The following is a 15,574-nucleotide window of genomic DNA, read 5'->3' as shown; positions in this document are numbered from 1 at the left end:
GCGTGACAGCCCTGTCCCTGCAATGCCACGTCAAGCCGCTGAGGCACGGTGACGCATGACAGGCCGAACGGCGGCGAACTATAGCACTCCGTCGGTCCCGTCCCAAGCGCTGAAGACCGCGTGTTCAGCAGGAGTTCAGCAATCTGTGCGCAAGATCGAACGCAGCAGGATGATGCCCATCGCGCTTTACCGTTATAATCTCGCCCTTCCCCTCGCCCCATTCCAATGGAACATGAGCCAGAATCACGATTTCATCCAGTCGGCACAGCGCACCATCAGCCTCGAGCGCGACTCGGTCGATGCCCTCCTGCCGCGAATCGGAGCGGATTTCACCCTGGCCTGTGAGCTCCTGCTGAAGTGCAAGGGCCGTGTGGTGGTGGTCGGCATGGGCAAGTCGGGCCACATCGGCCGCAAGATCGCCGCGACCCTGGCCAGTACAGGCACCCCTTCATTCTTCGTACACCCGGCCGAAGCCAGCCATGGCGACATGGGCATGATCACCAAGGACGACCTGGTCCTGGCGCTGTCCAACTCCGGCTCGACCGCCGAGATCGTCACCCTGCTGCCGCTGATCAAGCGCCTGGGCATCACCCTGGTGAGCATGACCGGCAACCCGGAATCGCCGCTGGCCAAGGCCGCCGCGGTCAACCTGGACGCCAGCGTCGAGCACGAAGCCTGCTCGCTGAACCTCGCGCCGACCTCCTCCACCACCGTTTCCCTGGTACTCGGCGACGCCCTGGCTATCGCCCTGCTGGAAGCCCGCGGTTTCACTGCCGAGGACTTCGCATTCTCCCACCCGGGCGGCGCCCTGGGCCGGCGACTGCTGCTTAAAGTGGAAAACGTCATGCACGTGGGCGAGGAACTGCCGCAGGTTTCCCCTGGCACCTCGCTCAGCGGCGCTCTGCTCGAGATGACCCGCAAGGGCCTTGGCATGACCATCATCCTCGGCGACGACGGCCGACTCGCTGGCGTATTCACCGACGGCGACCTGCGCCGCACCCTCGACAAGGGGCTGGACGTACGCCAGGTGACCATCGACCAGGTCATGACCGTTCACGGCAAGACCGTGCGCCCGGACATGCTGGCCGCCGAAGCCCTGAAAATCATGGACGACCACAAGATCAACGTTCTCGTCGTAGTCGACGGAAATGATCGCCCGGTGGGCGTACTGCACGTACACGACCTGACCCGCGCCGGAGTCATCTGAATGACCGCAGATCTGCTGCAACGCGCCAGCGGCGTGCGCCTGGCGGTGTTCGACGTCGACGGCGTGCTCACCGACGGCAAGCTCTACTTCCTCCCCGACGGCGGCGAGTTCAAGACCTTCAACACCCTTGACGGCCACGGCATAAAGATGCTGATCGCCTCCGGTGTGCGCACCGCGATCATCAGTGGCCGCAAGAGCGCCGTTGTCGAGCGCCGCGCGCAGAACCTGGGCATCCAGCACCTGTTCCAGGGCCGCGAGGACAAGCTGGTAGTGCTCGACCAACTGCTAGCCGAACTCGGGCTAGGCTATGAACAGGTCGCCTACCTGGGCGACGACCTGCCAGACCTGCCGGTGATCCGCCGGGTCGGCCTGGGCATGGCCGTAGCCAACGCCGACGCCTTCGTTCGCCAGCACGCCCACGGCGTGACCCAGGCGCGCGGCGGCGAAGGTGCAGCCCGGGAATTCTGCGAACTGATCCTGCGCGCCCAGGGCAACCTGGAAGCGGCGCAAAGCGCTTATCTGTAGAGCCGAACATGCCGAAGACTTTTCGCCAGAAGCTGCTCCTTGCCCTGATCGCGGTCCTGCTGATCGCCATGGGCTATTACTGGAACGTGCGCCTGGACCTGTTCACCGAACGCAAGATCCCGCCCAGCAATGACGCGATCGATTTCTACGCAGCGAACGCCCACAGTGTTCAGTACCGCATCGACGGCACGCTCGCCTACGAGATGACCGCCGACCGCCTGGAACACATGAAGGCTACCGACGTCACCAACGTCACCACGCCCGACCTGTACTTCTTCCGCGAAGGCCAACCGCAGCCCTGGCACGTGCAGAGCGTGCGCGCCGAGGTCGGCCCGGAAGGCAAGCAGGTCGAATTGATCGACGATGTCCGCGTCAAGCGCACTGATGCCGAGAACCGCACGCTGCTGCTAACCACTACGCGCATGACCGTGTTCCCGGACCAGAATTATGCGCAAACCGAACAGCCCGTTAAGATCACCGAGCCCAACGGCGTGACGACGGCGATAGGAATGAAAGCGTATCTGAAAGACAGCCGGATGCTCCTGCTGTCCAACGTAAGAGGTCAGCATGAGGTTCGTTAATACCCTCCCCCTACTCCTCAGCCTCGCCGCCAGCCTCGGCAGCGCCGCCGCCTGGGCACTCCCGACGGACCGCGAGCAACCGATCCGCGTCCAGGCCGACAGCGCCGAGCTGGACGACAAGCAAGGCGTCGCAGTCTACAAGGGCGACGTGGTGGTCACCCAGGGCAGCATGAAGCTGACTGGCAACACAGTGACCCTCAAGCAGAACAAGAACGGCGATATCGAGGTAGTCACCTCGGTCGGCAAGCCTGCGTATTTCGAGCAGAAGCCGGCGCCGGACAAGGAACTCACCAAGGCCTACGGCCTGACCATCCAGTACTTCGTAGCGCAGAACCGAGTGATCCTGATCGACCAGGCCAAGGTGATCCAGGAGGGCAACACCTTCGAAGGCGAGAAGGTCGTCTATGACACCGAACGGCAGATCGTCAATGCCGGCCGCGCCACCGGAACCCCGGTGACCACGCCGCGCCCGCGCATCGACATGGTCATCCAGCCCAAGAAGAAGCAGGACCAGGCCCAGTAATGGCTACCCTAACCGCGCAACACCTTGCCAAGAGCTACAAGGGTCGCCAGGTCGTCCGCGACGTCAGCATGAGCATCGACAGCGGGCAGATCGTCGGCCTGCTCGGCCCCAACGGCGCCGGCAAGACCACCTGCTTCTACATGATCGTCGGCCTGGTGCGCGCCGATCAGGGCCTGGTCCGCATCGACGACCAGGACGTCACCAACCTGCCGATGCATGGCCGCGCCCGCGCCGGCATCGGCTATTTGCCGCAGGAAGCCTCGATCTTCCGCAAGCTGTCGGTGGCGGACAACATCAGCGCCATCCTCGAGACCCGCAAGGACCTCGATCGAGCCGGTCGCAAGGAGGCCCTCGACGGACTCCTCGAGGAATTCCACATCCACCACATCCGCGACAACCTTGGCATGAGCCTGTCCGGTGGTGAACGCCGCCGCGTGGAAATCGCCCGCGCCCTGGCCAGTTCGCCCAAGTTCATCCTGCTCGATGAACCCTTCGCCGGCGTGGACCCGATCTCGGTGGGCGACATCAAGCAGATCATCCATCACCTCAAGACCAAGGGCATCGGCATCCTGATCACCGATCACAACGTCCGCGAGACCCTGGATATCTGCGAGACCGCCTACATCGTCAACGACGGCCAACTGATTGCCGAAGGCGACTCGGAAACCATCCTGGCCAACGAACTGGTCAAGGAAGTCTACCTGGGCCACGAGTTCCGCCTCTAAGCCCTACGCCGCCGGGCCACAAAGGCCCGGCAGGCACCTCCTCCCGCCTCTCTGCCAAGCCCTCCACCCACGTCTGGAGAAATGTTTCAAGGCTAGGCAAGTAACAAAATTTCAGGCATATAACTTGCTTCCTAGCGGCGCCGCGACGATTCTGAACGAATCGACCAAGGCAGCGTCCGTAGTCGTGGATAGGCGCACTCCGCGCCGGCGAACAAGGTGCCAAGTTCCAGCCATGAAACCATCGCTAGTCCTCAAGATGGGCCAGCAGCTGACGATGACGCCGCAGCTGCAACAGGCCATCCGACTGCTCCAGCTCTCCACCCTGGACCTGCAACAGGAAATCCAGGAGGCCCTGGAGTCCAACCCGATGCTCGAGCGCCAGGAGGACGGTGACGACTACGACGGCAGCGACCCGATGGGCGAAGGCGCCGAAGCTGCCTCCAGCACCACCACCCAGACCGACAGTTACCAGGAAAGCACCACGCCCAGCGTGGACAGCCTGGACGACGACCAGTGGGCCGAACGCATCCCGAGCGAGCTGCCGGTGGATACGGCTTGGGAAGACATCTACCAGACCAGTGCCAGCAGCCTGCCCAGCAGCGATGACGACGAGTGGGACTTCACCGCCCGCACCTCCGCCGGCGAAAGCCTGCAGAGCCACCTGCTCTGGCAGCTCAACCTGGCGCCGATGTCCGATACCGATCGCCTGATCGCGCTGAGCATCATCGACGGCATCAACAACGACGGTTACCTGGAAGAATCCCTCGACGACATTCTCTCCTCCATCGACCCCGAACTCGACGTCGAGATGGACGAGGTGGAAGTAGTCCTGCGCCGCATCCAGCAGATGGAGCCGGCGGGTGTCGGCGCGCGCAACCTGCGCGAATGCCTGCTGCTGCAACTGCGCCAGATGCCTGAGAACACCTACCTGCTCACCGAGGCGCAGCGCCTGGTGAGCGATCACCTCGACCTGCTCGGCAGCCGCGACTACAGCCAGCTGATGCGCCGCATGAAGCTCAAGGAAGACGAGCTGCGCGAAACCATCGAGCTGATCCAGTCACTGCATCCACGCCCCGGCTCGCAGATCGAGTCGGGCGAAGCCGAGTACGTGGTGCCCGACGTCATCGTACGCAAGCACAACGAGCGCTGGCTGGTAGAGCTCAACCAGGAAGCGGTACCGCGCCTGCGCGTGAACTCGCAATATGCAGGCCTCGTACGCCGCGCCGACTCGAGCGCCGACAACACCTTCATGCGCAACCAGCTGCAAGAGGCGCGCTGGTTCATCAAGAGCCTGCAGAGCCGCAACGAAACGCTGATGAAGGTCGCGACCCAGATCGTCGAGCACCAGCGCGGCTTCCTCGAGTACGGCGAAGAGGCCATGAAACCGCTGGTGCTGCACGACATCGCCGAAGCGGTGGGCATGCACGAGTCGACCATCTCGCGCGTCACCACGCAGAAATTCATGCACACGCCGCGTGGCATCTTCGAGCTGAAGTACTTCTTCTCCAGCCACGTCAGCACCTCCGAAGGGGGCGAGTGCTCGTCCACCGCGATCCGCGCGATCATCAAGAAACTGGTCGCGGCAGAAAGTCCGAAAAAGCCGTTGAGCGACAGCAAGATCGCTGGTTTACTGGAGGCACAGGGCATTCAAGTGGCACGACGGACCGTCGCCAAGTACCGCGAATCTCTCGGTATAGCTCCATCCAGCGAGCGCAAGCGACTGGTCTGATTGACCCAAGCCAAAGTGTTCCGGCGGCAGGTTGCATTAACCTGCCACTTATACACGGGCAATAAGGAGAAAGCGGTATGCAAGTCAACATCAGTGGCCATCAACTGGATGTGACCGACGCCCTGCGCGACTATGTGGTCGAAAAACTCGGCCGACTGGAGCGCCACTTCGACAAGATCACCAATGTTCAGGTCATCATGGAGGTCGAAAAGCTGAAACAGCGAATCGAAGCCACGCTGCATATCTCCGGGGGTGAGGTGGTGGCCTGCGCCGAACATGAAGACATGTACGCAGCCATCGACCTTCTGACCGACAAACTCGATCGCCAACTGATCAAACACAAGGAAAAGTACCTCGAACGCCAACAGGGCGTTGGAGTCCGCTAACCCCCCTCTATGATCCGACTTGAGCAAATCCTGACCCCCGGCCGCTCCCTCGTGAGCGTGCCGGGAGGCAGCAAGAAACGCGTCCTCGAACAGATCGCCAACCTGGTCGTTCACGACCTGCCGGGGCTCGACGCACAAGCCATCTTCGAAAGCCTGGTAGCCCGGGAACGCCTGGGCTCCACCGGCTTCGGCAATGGCATCGCCATTCCGCATTGCCGGCTGACCGGCTGCAAGGCGCCAATCAGCGCCATCCTTCACCTGGACACCCCTGTCGATTTCGACGCCCTCGACGGCGCCCCTGTCGACCTGGTCTTCGTACTGCTGGTACCGGAGGCCGCCACCGAAGAGCACCTGGAGCTGCTGCGGCAGATCGCCTCCATGCTCGACCGATCCGAAGTGCGCGATCGCCTGCGTCACGCCACCGATGGCGAGGCGCTGTACCGAATCGTCGTGGACGTACAGAACGGCCACTGACCATGCGCCTGATCATCGTCAGCGGCCGCTCCGGCTCGGGCAAAAGTACAGCCCTCAACGTCCTCGAAGACAACGGCTTCTATTGCATCGACAACCTGCCGGCCAGCCTGCTGCCCGATCTGGCACAGCGCGCCCTGCTGCACACAGAACTGATGCACCCGCAAGTTGCCGTGTCGATCGACGCGCGCAACCTGCCGAGCCAGCTCAAGCGCTTCCCCGAATTGCTGCAGGAAGCCCGCGACAAGCACATCCAGTGCGACGTGCTGTACCTCGACGCCGATGACGAAACGCTGCTCAAGCGCTTTTCGGAAACCCGCCGGCGCCACCCGCTGACCACCGATACCCGCTCGCTGGCCGAAGCCATCGCCGACGAGACGAACCTGCTAGGCCCGATCGCCGATCTCGCCGATCTCAAGCTGAACACGACAAACCTCAACCTCTACCAGTTGCGCGACGTCATCAAACTGCGCCTGCTGAACAAGCCGGAGCTCGGCACCGCTTTCCTCGTCGAATCCTTCGGCTTCAAGCGCGGCATGCCGGTGGACGCCGATCTGGTGTTCGACGTGCGCTGCCTGCCCAACCCGTACTGGAAGCCCGAATTGCGCGAGCTTTCCGGCCTCGACAAGGAAGTGCAGGAGTATCTCGCCGAGCAGCCCGACGTGGAGGAGATGTTCCAGGACACCCTGGCGTACCTGAACAAATGGCTGCCGCGCTTTGCTGCGAGCAACCGCGCCTACGTCACCATTGCCATCGGCTGCACGGGCGGCCATCATCGCTCGGTGTTTCTGGCCGAGCGGATCGGCAAGGCGCTGAGAGATACCCTGAAGAACGTGCAGATTCGCCACCGCGACCTGAGCTAGCAAGCGACCCGAAAAAAGGACAGCCCCCTCGCGATGCCCGCCCTCGAAATCACCATCATCAACAAGCTCGGTCTGCATGCCCGCGCTGCCGCCAAGTTCGTCGGCGTGGCCGGTCGTTTCCCCTGCCAGATTCGTGTGGGCCGCAGCCCGGAAAACACCGTGGACGGCAAGAGCATCATGGCGGTCATGATGCTCGCCGCCGGCAAGGGGACCAATCTGCACCTGCTCGCCGAAGGCGAACAGGAGAACGAAGCGCTGCAGGCACTGACCGAGCTGATCAACAACTATTTCGACGAAGGCGAGTAAGTTCGCCTCGACATGAAAAGCCCGCCATCTGGCGGGCTTTTTCTTTGCTCCGGCAACGTATCAGTTGCCGGCGACCATCATGCGCTCCACCAGCACCGAGCCGGTATGCAGGTTGCCGCGATTCTCGACGTCGTTGCCCACCGCGAGGATGTTGGCGAAGAGGTCCCTGAGGTTGGCTGCGATGGTGACTTCCTGCACCGGGAACTGGATTTCTCCGTTCTCCACCCAGTAACCGCCCGCACCGCGGGAGTAGTCGCCTGTAACCAGGTTGACGCCCTGCCCCATCAACTCGGTGACCAGCAGGCCGCGCCCCATGCGGCGCAGCAGCGCCTTCTGGTCTTCATCGCCGTGGCTGACGAAGAGGTTATGCACGCCGCCTGCGTTCGCGGTGCTCGGCATGCCCAGCTTGCGGCCGGAATAGGTGCCAAGCACGTAGGACACCAGTTCGCCGTTCTCCACGAAAGGCTTCGCGTAGGTCGCCAGGCCATCGTTGTCGAAGGAGGCACTGCCCAGGGCGCCACGCAACAGCGGACGCTCATCGAGGGTCAGCCATTCCGGGAACAATTTCTGGCCGAGGCATCCTTCGAGGAAGGACGATTTGCGGTACAGGCTGCCGCCGGAGATGGCACCGAGGAAGTGGCCGAACAGCCCCACGGCGACCTCCGGAGCGAACAGCACCGGTACTTCCGCGGTTGGAACCGGACGCGCGCCCAGACGCAGCGCAGCACGCTGAGCAGCACGACGACCAATGTTCTCCGGGCTATCGAGCAGGTCGCCACGGCGACTCACGTCGTACCAGTAATCGCGCTGCATCTGCCCCTCACCCTCGGCGATCATCACGCAGCTCAGGCTATGCCGCGAACTGGCGTAGCCGCCTATGAAACCGTGGCTGTTGCCGTAAACGCGGCAGCCATAGTGGGTATTCAGCGTAGTGCCGTCGGCCTTGGTGACCCGCGCATCGGTGGCGAATGCTGCCGCCTCGCAGGCCAGGGCGCGCTCGACTGCCTGATCCGGGTTCAGGTCCCAGGGATGATAGAGGTCCAAATCCGGCAGATCGCGGGCCATCAACGCCGGATCGGCCAGCCCGGCGCATTCGTCCTCGGATGCATGCTTGGCGATGGCAAGGGCCGCCGCCACGGTTTCCCGGATGGCTGCCTCGCCGGTCGCCGACGTGCTCGCCGAGCCCTTGCGCTGCCCGACGTACAGGGTGATTCCAAAGCCCTGATCACGGTTGAATTCGACGGTCTCCACCTCGCCCTGGCGCACGCTGGTGGACAGCCCCTGCTCAAGCGACACCGCCACTTCGCAGCCGCTGGCGCCCTGACGCTTCGCTTCGGCGACTATCCGCTCGACCTGCTCGCGCAGTTCCGGAAGCGCTTCCGGGCCGACTGCCTTGGCCTGTTCACTCATTGCGCAACACTCCTGTTCTGTCCCGCGACCGGCTGCTTCGGCGCCGGCAGACCGCGGGCGGGCCGGACAATCGGCCCTCGACTGGTTATCATGGCGGCGTTTTCCACTGGACCACCGCCATGGCTGATTATCAAGACGACGACTCGCTGTTCGGAGAGAAGAGCAAGACGCAAGTAAAACGCGAGATGCACGCCCTGCAGGACCTCGGCGAGCGCCTGACCGCGCTCAAGCCCGACATGCTCGACCGCCTGCCGCTCACCGAACCGCTGCGCCGCGCGCTCGACGAGGCACCCAAGCACAAGGCCCACGCCGCCGCCAAACGCCACCGGCAGTTCATCGGCAAGCTGATGCGCGACCAGGACCTCGAAGCCATAGTCGCGCTGCTCGACCAGCTGGACAGCTCGACCCGCCAGTACAACGAGCGCTTCCACGCCCTCGAACGCTGGCGCGACCGCCTGATCGACGGCGGCGACGAAGCCCTCTCGACATTCTTCGCCGAGTATCCGGACAGCGATCGCCAGCACCTGCTGCAGCTGATCCGCCACGCCCAGCACGAAGCGGCTCATAACAAACCGCCAGCCGCAGCGCGGAAGATCTTCAAGTACATCCGCGAACTCGACGAGCTCAAACGCGGCCTGCGATAAGCCTGAGCACACCGGCGCCTCAGGCGCCGGTCCCGCCTACGGTAATGCCGTCGATCTTCAGGGTCGGCTGGCCGACACCCACCGGTACCGACTGGCCGTCCTTGCCGCAGGTACCCACACCGCTGTCCAGGGCCATGTCGTTGCCCACCATGGACACCCGGCCCATCACTTCCGGACCGTTGCCGATCAGGGTCGCGCCCTTCACCGGACGGGTGATCTTGCCGTTCTCGATCAGGTAGGCCTCGCTGGTGGCGAAGACGAACTTGCCGCTGGTGATATCCACCTGGCCACCGCCGAGGTTGGCGCAGTAGATGCCCCTCTCCACGCTGGCAATGATTTCGTCCGGCTCGCTCTGGCCGGCCAACATGTAGGTGTTGGTCATGCGCGGCATCGGCAGGTGCGCATAGGACTCGCGGCGGCCGTTGCCGGTGCGCGCCACACCCATCAGGCGGGCATTGAGCTTGTCCTGCATGTAGCCCTTGAGGATGCCGTTCTCGATCAGCACGTTGTACTGGGTGGGAGTGCCTTCGTCATCCACCGACAGCGAGCCGCGACGTCCAGCCAGGGTGCCATCGTCGACGATGGTGCACAGGCTCGACGCAACCTTCTCGCCGATGCGCCCGCTATAGGCCGAACTGCCCTTGCGGTTGAAGTCGCCTTCCAGGCCGTGGCCGACCGCTTCGTGCAGCAGCACGCCTGACCAGCCGGCGCCCATCACCACCGGCAAGGTGCCGGCCGGTGCAGGTACCGCCTCGAGGTTGACCAGGGCTTGGCGCAGCGCCTCGCGGGCGTAGGACATGGCGCGGTCTTCCTGGAGGAAGTAGCGGTAGTCGGTACGCCCGCCGCCGCCGTGGCCACCGCGTTCGCGACGGCCGTTCTGCTCGACGATGACGCTGACGTTGAAGCGCACCAGCGGGCGGATATCCGCTGCCAGCGAACCATCAGCCGCGGCGACGAGGATCTGCTCCCAGACACCGGCCAGGCTCACGGTGACCTGCTGGATGCGCGGGTCGAGCGCGCGGGTGGCGGCATCGATCTTCTGCAGCAGCTCGACCTTCTCGGCGCGGCTGAGTACGTCCAGCGGGTTGTCGCCGGCATACAGGCGCGGCGGCACCGTGGCGCGGAACGCCTGCACCTTGCCGTTCTGCCCAGCGCGGGAAATCGAACGCGCGGCGCGCGCCGCCTCACTCAGGGCCTGGGCGTTGATGGCATTGCTGTAGGCGAAGCCGGTCTTCTCGCCCGACTGCGCGCGCACGCCAACGCCCTGGTCCATATGGAAGCTGCCTTCCTTGACGATGCCGTCTTCGAGCATCCAGGACTCGGAAACCTGGCTCTGGAAGTACAGGTCGGCGGCGTCGATACCCGGGCCGCTCAGCTCGTGCAGGATCGGTTGCAGGCCGTCGATATCCAGTCCGCCCGGGGCCAGCAGCTGCTGGCTCACCGATGACAACAACTCGCTCATAGTCACTCCGTAGGCGCCGGACCGGGTTCGGCCGGCGGATAGAATCTGCGATGGCGGACCACCGGCATGCGCTGCCGGACCGCCGCTTGTTCTTCGCTGTCGCGCTCGGCCAGCAGCACCGCTTCGCCCTTGGCCTGTTCGGCGAGGATGCGTCCCCAGGGGTCGACGATGGCCGACTGGCCCCAGGTTTCGCGACCGCGTGGATGGCTACCGCCCTGCCCCGCAGCCAGCACGTAGCACTGGGTTTCGATGGCGCGGGCGCGGATGAGTATTTCCCAGTGTGCCTGGCCCGTTACCGCGGTGAACGCCGAAGGCGTGCTGATGAGCTCGGCGCCCGCTTCACGCAGTCGCGTATAGAGCTCGGGGAAGCGCAGGTCGTAGCAGACCGTCAGGCCGAGGCGCCCCACTGGCGTATCGGCAACTACCACACGGTCGCCGAAGGCGTAGTCGTCGGACTCGCGATAGCGGCCACGCGCATCGGCCACGTCCACATCGAACAGGTGCAGCTTGTCGTAGCGCGCCACCCTTTCGCCGCGTTCGTCGAACAGCAACGAGCACGCGTTGGCCTTCTCCTGCGGCCGATCTTCAGGCGGCAACGGTATGGTCCCGCCGACTATCCACAAGCTGAGGTCGCGGGCAGTGCTTTTCAACCAGGGCAGGATCGGGCCTTCGCCGAGTGCCTCGGCACGCCCGAGGTCGGCCAGGTCGCGGCGGCCCATGGCGGCGAAATTTTCCGGCAGCACGGCGAGGCGGGCGCCCCCTTCGGCAGCCTGTTCGAGCAAGCGACGGGCGGCGGCGAGGTTGGCCAGGACATCGTCCTGGCTGACCATCTGGATCACGGCGATGGACATGCGGTTCTCCGACAACGGATGGCGTTCATCCTAACCGATGGGCCCCGGCTCTGCTCGTCAGGGTTTCTTGAGCGGCTTGCGGAAACTGATGTTGGGGTTCTGCCACGGCCCCATGACGCTGTATTCCACGCTGGCGAAACGCGAGACCTTGTCGCCCAGCAGCTTGTCGACCACGAAGAGCGCACCGCCCACCGCCGGGGCGCCGACGATCAGCGCGGCCAGCGGCAGGTTGTTGGTCAGCGGCAGGGTCACCAGCAGCTTGGCGTCGATCTGGTCGTGGGCCATGTCGAGGGTGCCGTTCATCTCGATGTTGCTCGACGGGCCGCTGAGCTTGATCGGCTCGCGGGTCAGGTAGACGCCATCGGTGGCGCTCAGCACGCCCTTCACCTGGTCGTAGCTCAGGCCCTTGCCGAACAGGTCGGAGAAGTCCAGGCGCAAGCGGCGGTTGATCGCATTGAAGTTGAGCAGACCGAACACCCGCAACGCGTTGGCCCCGCCCTCGACATCGACGAACTGGCCCTTGCGCATGTCCGCATCCATTCGCCCACCGAAGCGACGCAGGCTGATGTAGGCCGGGGAGCCCGGCCAGCCGCCATCGATGTCCAGGCGGAAGCGCTCGCTGGTGGCGGTGGGCGCGAAGTCCCAGGCCTTGAGCACGTCGGCCAGGTTCTTGCCGTCCAGCCCACCCTTGAAGCTGCTGCGCGTACTGCCGGGCAGGCCTTCCCAGCGCAGGGTGCCGCGCACCTTCAGGCCGCGCATGTCGAGATCGACATTGTTGAACGTGGTGCCGCTGGGCGTCGGCCGCACGTTGAAGTTCCACGCACCTATCGCCTTGCCGCCCTGGGACAATTGGGCAATGGCCACATCCATGGCCGGCAGGCTGCGCGGATCGACCTTGTCCAGCGGGTCCTGGGCCACCGTCGGCGCGGCCGCCAGGTCGCTGGTGGGGTTCTTCGGCAGGTCCAGCCGCTGCAGGCGAATCTGGATCGGCTGGCTGCCGCCCTGCGGGATCTGCACCTGGCCGTCCAGCACGCTGCTTTTGAGCCCGAGATTCCAGGCGCCGTCGCTGCGCGCGAGGGTTACGCCAAGGTTGTCCATGCTGCCGCCGAACCCGTGGAGGCTGCCGATCTGCAGGTTCGCGCCGGACACCAGGCCCGCAGCGCCCTGGGCCTGCGTGTTGGCGTACTGCTTGGCGAAGGCAATCCAGGCATCGGCGTCCAGGCTGTCCAGCTTGCCGCGCACCTGCAGGCCGGGCGTGTTGGGCAGCACAGCTGGATCGCCGCCCAGAAGGAGCATGCCGCGACCCGCTAGCGGCTGCTCGGGCGCCGCCGCATATGCCAGGCTGGCATTGCTGCCGTAAGTCGCCCAGTAGCGCCGCTCGGGGCCGTCCAGGGTCATGCGCCATTGGCTCTGGCGTGCTTCGTCGACGGCCTTGCCCAGCGGCGCCGGGAGGTCAATGGCCAGGCCCTTGAGGTCGGAATCGACCTGCAGTTGGCTGTCCTTGCCGGCGATCAGCAGGTCGAGCTTGAACGGAATGCGTCCGGAGAGCGGCAGCGCCTGCTTCACGCCGCCCCAGTCGAGCAGGTTCTTCAGCGGCACCTGGCCGTTGGCCAGGATACGGCTACGCGGCGCACCGGGCGCGCCTTCGGCGCGAATGCTCGTGGCGATCCGCGAACCGAGGGCCTGGGCGCTGATCTTCTGCCCGCTCAGGCCGCTCGCGGTGTCGTAGCGGAAGTCGCCCTTGAGCTGGCTCAGCTCCAGGACGGGCTTGGCGATCTTCAGCCGCGCCTTGTCGGTGGAGAAGTCGACCACCACCTGCGACTTCGTGGCCTGAGCCTTGGCCAGCGGAATGTCGAGCTTGAGGTGCCCCTGCAGCGGCCCCTCGCCTTCCCAGCCAGCGAAGGTCTGCTGCACGCCGATGGGCGATTCCTGGAGGATCTTCAGGCCGTCGCCGAGGCTGCTGTCGACATCGCCATCGACATACAGGCGGCTGACTTCGCCCGCCGGCACATGGGGGATATCCACAGCCACATCGCGCACCTGGCTCTGCAGGATGCGCCCGGATTGCGCGCGGATCCGCACGCCGCTGTCCTCGACGAACACTTCGCCTTCGGCCTGGCTCAAGGCCGGCCAGCCGGGCTGATAGTCCAGCTCGCCATCATGCACCTTGAAGTACAGGCTCATGGCATGGTCTTCCGGCGCCGCGCCCTTCTTCAGCGAACCCTGCCACTGGAAGTAGCCCTGCTCGACGCGGCCGCCCTTGATGGCGGTGGTCAGCCAGTGCGCCAGATCCTTGCTCATCTCCGGCAGCACGGTGGGCAGGAACAGCGGGGTGTAGCGACCGTCACCCTCGCTCATGCCGACGCGCAGGTCCATGTAGCTTTCCTGCTCGTGGTCATGCATCAGGCGGATCAGCATGTCGCCGCCCAGGCGCCCGTAGTCGCTCTCCACCTTCATCAGGTGGCTGCCGAGGGTGAATGCCTGGTCGTCCCAGCGCCAGAACAGCCGTGCGTTGGCGGTGCGGAAGCGCCAGGGCTCGGGGAACAGGGTCGCCAGGTGCAGGGTGAAGTCCTGGGCATTGGCGTCCAGCTGGCCGCCGCCGAGGTTGCCGCTGAAGGTGCCGTCGACGTTGGCCACCGCCGGCACTTCGTGGAACGCGGCGACGCCGACTTTTTCGAGGTTGAAGGCGTAACCCAGGCGCTCCGGGCCCTGGCGCTGCGGCCAGTAATCGAAATTGAGGTTGTGCAGGACGCCCTTGGGCTGCAGCCCACGCAGCCACTCCACGGCCTTGTCCGGCATCGGCGCCAGGCTTTCCACCACCGGCAGCAGCGGGCCGAGATCGAGACGATCGGCGCGAAGTTGCCAGTGCTCTTCGCCCTTGCGTTGCAGTGCGAGGTCCATTTCCACCTCGCCCCAGCGCTGGCCGCCGAGGTTGCCCGCCAGGTCGCTGACGCGCAGGCGCAGGTCATCGCCCTCGCGCTGGAAATACAGCCCGACGCCCAGGTCGGCGACCTTCACCGGCTCGCGCCCATCGAACGACGCCTGTATCTGCGGCGCATTGAGTCGGGCCACGGCGGCGTTCGCCCGGCCTTTCTCGACCCGCGTCCAGAACTCGCCGCCAGCTTCGAGCTGGTGGATACGCCATTGCCGGGTCAGGCTGGGCGGCAGCCATTTCGCCCAGTCGCTCTGCGGCAGGCTCAGGTAGAAGTCGGCGGAGCTGCGCTGCCAGTCGCCGCGATCGACGTGTGCATCCACGCGCCAGGCCACTGGCTGGCCATCGGGCAGCGTCACGCGGCCGTCCAGGCGCTGGCCGAAGACGCCGCTGTGCAGGGTCAGTCCCAGGTAGGTCAGGCTCAACGACGGGCCGTCGTGGGGCAGCAGGGTCAGTTGGCTGTCCAGCAGCGTGAGGCGGCGCGGGGTCAGCAGCAGGTCGATCAGCTGGCGCGGGTCGGTCCCGCCCGAACGCTGCGGCAGCCCCTCGACCGACCAGTGGCCATCGTCGCCCTCGCGGAAGCTCAGTTGCAGGCCCTGCAGTTCCAGGCTGTCGATTCGTGGCTGGCGCGCCAGCACACTGGCGATGAGGTCCGGGGTCAGGCGCACGTGCTCCAGGCGCAGCGCGTCACTGCCAACGCCGACCTGGATGTCGTGTACCGTGATGACCGGACCGAAGCCCTGCCAACTGCCCTCCAGCGCACCGATCTCGACCGGCATGCCGAGCCGCGCGCTGACCTGCTCGACCAGGTCATTGCGGTATTCGCCGAGCAATGGCGCAAGTTGGCGCCCGAGGCTGACGTAGAGGGCAAGCAGGACCAGCACCAGGGCGCAGAGCCCCAGCAGCAGACGCAACAGGCGCGCGAAGTAGCGGCCGAAGCGCTCCATCTCAGGCGCGCG

Annotated in this window: 15 protein-coding genes; 11 read left to right on the top strand and 4 right to left on the bottom strand. The window is 65.1% G+C overall.

The genetic code is table 11. From position 1 onward, the window contains the following. Positions 1-232: 232 nt before the first annotated feature. The 10 genes from ACA097_RS18625 (at position 233) to ACA097_RS18580 (ending at position 7,316) form a co-directional block, all read left to right on the top strand. Positions 233-1,207 carry a KpsF/GutQ family sugar-phosphate isomerase gene (locus ACA097_RS18625; RefSeq protein ID WP_371365145.1) on the top strand — a complete coding sequence of 325 codons (975 nt, stop codon included), beginning with the start codon at positions 233-235 and terminating at the stop codon, positions 1,205-1,207. Next, a complete protein-coding gene (locus tag ACA097_RS18620) occupies positions 1,208-1,732 on the top strand; it encodes an HAD family hydrolase (RefSeq protein WP_043254658.1) in 525 nt (174 codons plus the stop codon). It abuts the gene before it with no gap. An 8-nt stretch (positions 1,733-1,740) separates the two neighbouring features. Continuing rightward, entirely contained in the window at positions 1,741-2,313 is a 573-nt protein-coding gene (gene lptC, locus ACA097_RS18615; RefSeq protein WP_043254660.1) for an LPS export ABC transporter periplasmic protein LptC, read from the top strand. Further along, a complete protein-coding gene (gene lptA, locus ACA097_RS18610) occupies positions 2,300-2,836 on the top strand; it encodes a lipopolysaccharide transport periplasmic protein LptA (RefSeq protein WP_043254662.1) in 537 nt (178 codons plus the stop codon). Before lptC ends, lptA begins: the two co-directional genes overlap by 14 nt. Beyond that, entirely contained in the window at positions 2,836-3,561 is a 726-nt protein-coding gene (lptB, locus tag ACA097_RS18605; RefSeq protein WP_043254664.1) for an LPS export ABC transporter ATP-binding protein, read from the top strand. The genes lptA and lptB overlap by 1 nt, the downstream gene beginning before the upstream one ends. A 232-nt stretch (positions 3,562-3,793) precedes the next feature. Next, entirely contained in the window at positions 3,794-5,290 is a 1,497-nt protein-coding gene (locus tag ACA097_RS18600; RefSeq protein ID WP_371365142.1) for an RNA polymerase factor sigma-54, read from the top strand. A 77-nt stretch (positions 5,291-5,367) separates the two neighbouring features. Beyond that, a complete protein-coding gene (gene hpf, locus ACA097_RS18595; RefSeq protein WP_009617801.1) occupies positions 5,368-5,676 on the top strand; it encodes a ribosome hibernation-promoting factor, HPF/YfiA family in 309 nt (102 codons plus the stop codon). A gap of 9 nt (positions 5,677-5,685) precedes the next feature. Continuing rightward, a complete protein-coding gene (ptsN, locus tag ACA097_RS18590) occupies positions 5,686-6,150 on the top strand; it encodes a PTS IIA-like nitrogen regulatory protein PtsN (RefSeq protein WP_043254670.1) in 465 nt (154 codons plus the stop codon). Between the two features lie 2 nt (positions 6,151-6,152). Continuing rightward, positions 6,153-7,010 (top strand): RNase adapter RapZ, encoded by an 858-nt coding sequence (rapZ, locus tag ACA097_RS18585; RefSeq protein ID WP_043254673.1) that lies wholly within the window; start codon positions 6,153-6,155, stop codon positions 7,008-7,010. Between the two features lie 33 nt (positions 7,011-7,043). After that, positions 7,044-7,316 (top strand): HPr family phosphocarrier protein, encoded by a 273-nt coding sequence (locus tag ACA097_RS18580; protein ID WP_043254675.1) that lies wholly within the window; start codon positions 7,044-7,046, stop codon positions 7,314-7,316. A 60-nt stretch (positions 7,317-7,376) separates the two neighbouring features. On the opposite strand, the gene pmbA is transcribed toward ACA097_RS18580, so the two are convergent. Further along, positions 7,377-8,726 carry a metalloprotease PmbA gene (gene pmbA, locus ACA097_RS18575; RefSeq protein WP_043254677.1) on the bottom strand — a complete coding sequence of 450 codons (1,350 nt, stop codon included), beginning with the start codon at positions 8,724-8,726 and terminating at the stop codon, positions 7,377-7,379. A gap of 119 nt (positions 8,727-8,845) precedes the next feature. On the opposite strand from pmbA, the gene yjgA reads away from it, so the two are divergent. Then, entirely contained in the window at positions 8,846-9,370 is a 525-nt protein-coding gene (yjgA, locus tag ACA097_RS18570) for a ribosome biogenesis factor YjgA (protein ID WP_236658325.1), read from the top strand. A 19-nt stretch (positions 9,371-9,389) separates the two neighbouring features. Here the strand turns inward: yjgA and tldD are convergent, their stop codons facing one another. The 3 genes from tldD to ACA097_RS18555 are packed head-to-tail and all read right to left on the bottom strand — an operon-like array spanning position 9,390 to position 15,562. Beyond that, positions 9,390-10,832: a metalloprotease TldD gene (gene tldD, locus ACA097_RS18565; protein ID WP_371365138.1), complete on the bottom strand. Its 1,443-nt coding sequence runs from the start codon at positions 10,830-10,832 to the stop codon at positions 9,390-9,392. A 2-nt stretch (positions 10,833-10,834) separates the two neighbouring features. Next, positions 10,835-11,683 (bottom strand): carbon-nitrogen hydrolase family protein, encoded by an 849-nt coding sequence (locus ACA097_RS18560; protein ID WP_043254681.1) that lies wholly within the window; start codon positions 11,681-11,683, stop codon positions 10,835-10,837. A gap of 57 nt (positions 11,684-11,740) precedes the next feature. Beyond that, positions 11,741-15,562, bottom strand: coding sequence for a YhdP family protein (locus ACA097_RS18555; protein WP_371365135.1), 3,822 nt, complete (start codon positions 15,560-15,562; stop codon positions 11,741-11,743). Between the last annotated feature and the right edge of the window lie 12 nt (positions 15,563-15,574).

The organism is Pseudomonas sp. QL9 (assembly GCF_041409665.1).
Lineage (GTDB): Bacteria > Pseudomonadota > Gammaproteobacteria > Pseudomonadales > Pseudomonadaceae > Pseudomonas > Pseudomonas knackmussii.
The sequence above is the reverse complement of the archived record's forward strand: the minus strand, read 5'-3'. Positions and strand labels throughout refer to the sequence as shown.

Bases quoted from the DNA above. Each gene is read 5' to 3' on its own strand.
- ACA097_RS18625 (WP_371365145.1), top strand. From the start codon at position 233: ATGAGCCAGAATCACGATTTCATCCAGTCGGCACAGCGCACCATCAGC.
- ACA097_RS18620 (WP_043254658.1), top strand. From the start codon at position 1,208: ATGACCGCAGATCTGCTGCAACGCGCCAGCGGCGTGCGCCTGGCGGTG.
- lptC (WP_043254660.1), top strand. From the start codon at position 1,741: ATGCCGAAGACTTTTCGCCAGAAGCTGCTCCTTGCCCTGATCGCGGTC.
- lptA (WP_043254662.1), top strand. From the start codon at position 2,300: ATGAGGTTCGTTAATACCCTCCCCCTACTCCTCAGCCTCGCCGCCAGC.
- lptB (WP_043254664.1), top strand. From the start codon at position 2,836: ATGGCTACCCTAACCGCGCAACACCTTGCCAAGAGCTACAAGGGTCGC.
- ACA097_RS18600 (WP_371365142.1), top strand. From the start codon at position 3,794: ATGAAACCATCGCTAGTCCTCAAGATGGGCCAGCAGCTGACGATGACG.
- hpf (WP_009617801.1), top strand. From the start codon at position 5,368: ATGCAAGTCAACATCAGTGGCCATCAACTGGATGTGACCGACGCCCTG.
- ptsN (WP_043254670.1), top strand. From the start codon at position 5,686: ATGATCCGACTTGAGCAAATCCTGACCCCCGGCCGCTCCCTCGTGAGC.
- rapZ (WP_043254673.1), top strand. From the start codon at position 6,153: ATGCGCCTGATCATCGTCAGCGGCCGCTCCGGCTCGGGCAAAAGTACA.
- ACA097_RS18580 (WP_043254675.1), top strand. From the start codon at position 7,044: ATGCCCGCCCTCGAAATCACCATCATCAACAAGCTCGGTCTGCATGCC.
- pmbA (WP_043254677.1), bottom strand. From the start codon at position 8,726: ATGAGTGAACAGGCCAAGGCAGTCGGCCCGGAAGCGCTTCCGGAACTG.
- yjgA (WP_236658325.1), top strand. From the start codon at position 8,846: ATGGCTGATTATCAAGACGACGACTCGCTGTTCGGAGAGAAGAGCAAG.
- tldD (WP_371365138.1), bottom strand. From the start codon at position 10,832: ATGAGCGAGTTGTTGTCATCGGTGAGCCAGCAGCTGCTGGCCCCGGGC.
- ACA097_RS18560 (WP_043254681.1), bottom strand. From the start codon at position 11,683: ATGTCCATCGCCGTGATCCAGATGGTCAGCCAGGACGATGTCCTGGCC.
- ACA097_RS18555 (WP_371365135.1), bottom strand. From the start codon at position 15,562: ATGGAGCGCTTCGGCCGCTACTTCGCGCGCCTGTTGCGTCTGCTGCTG.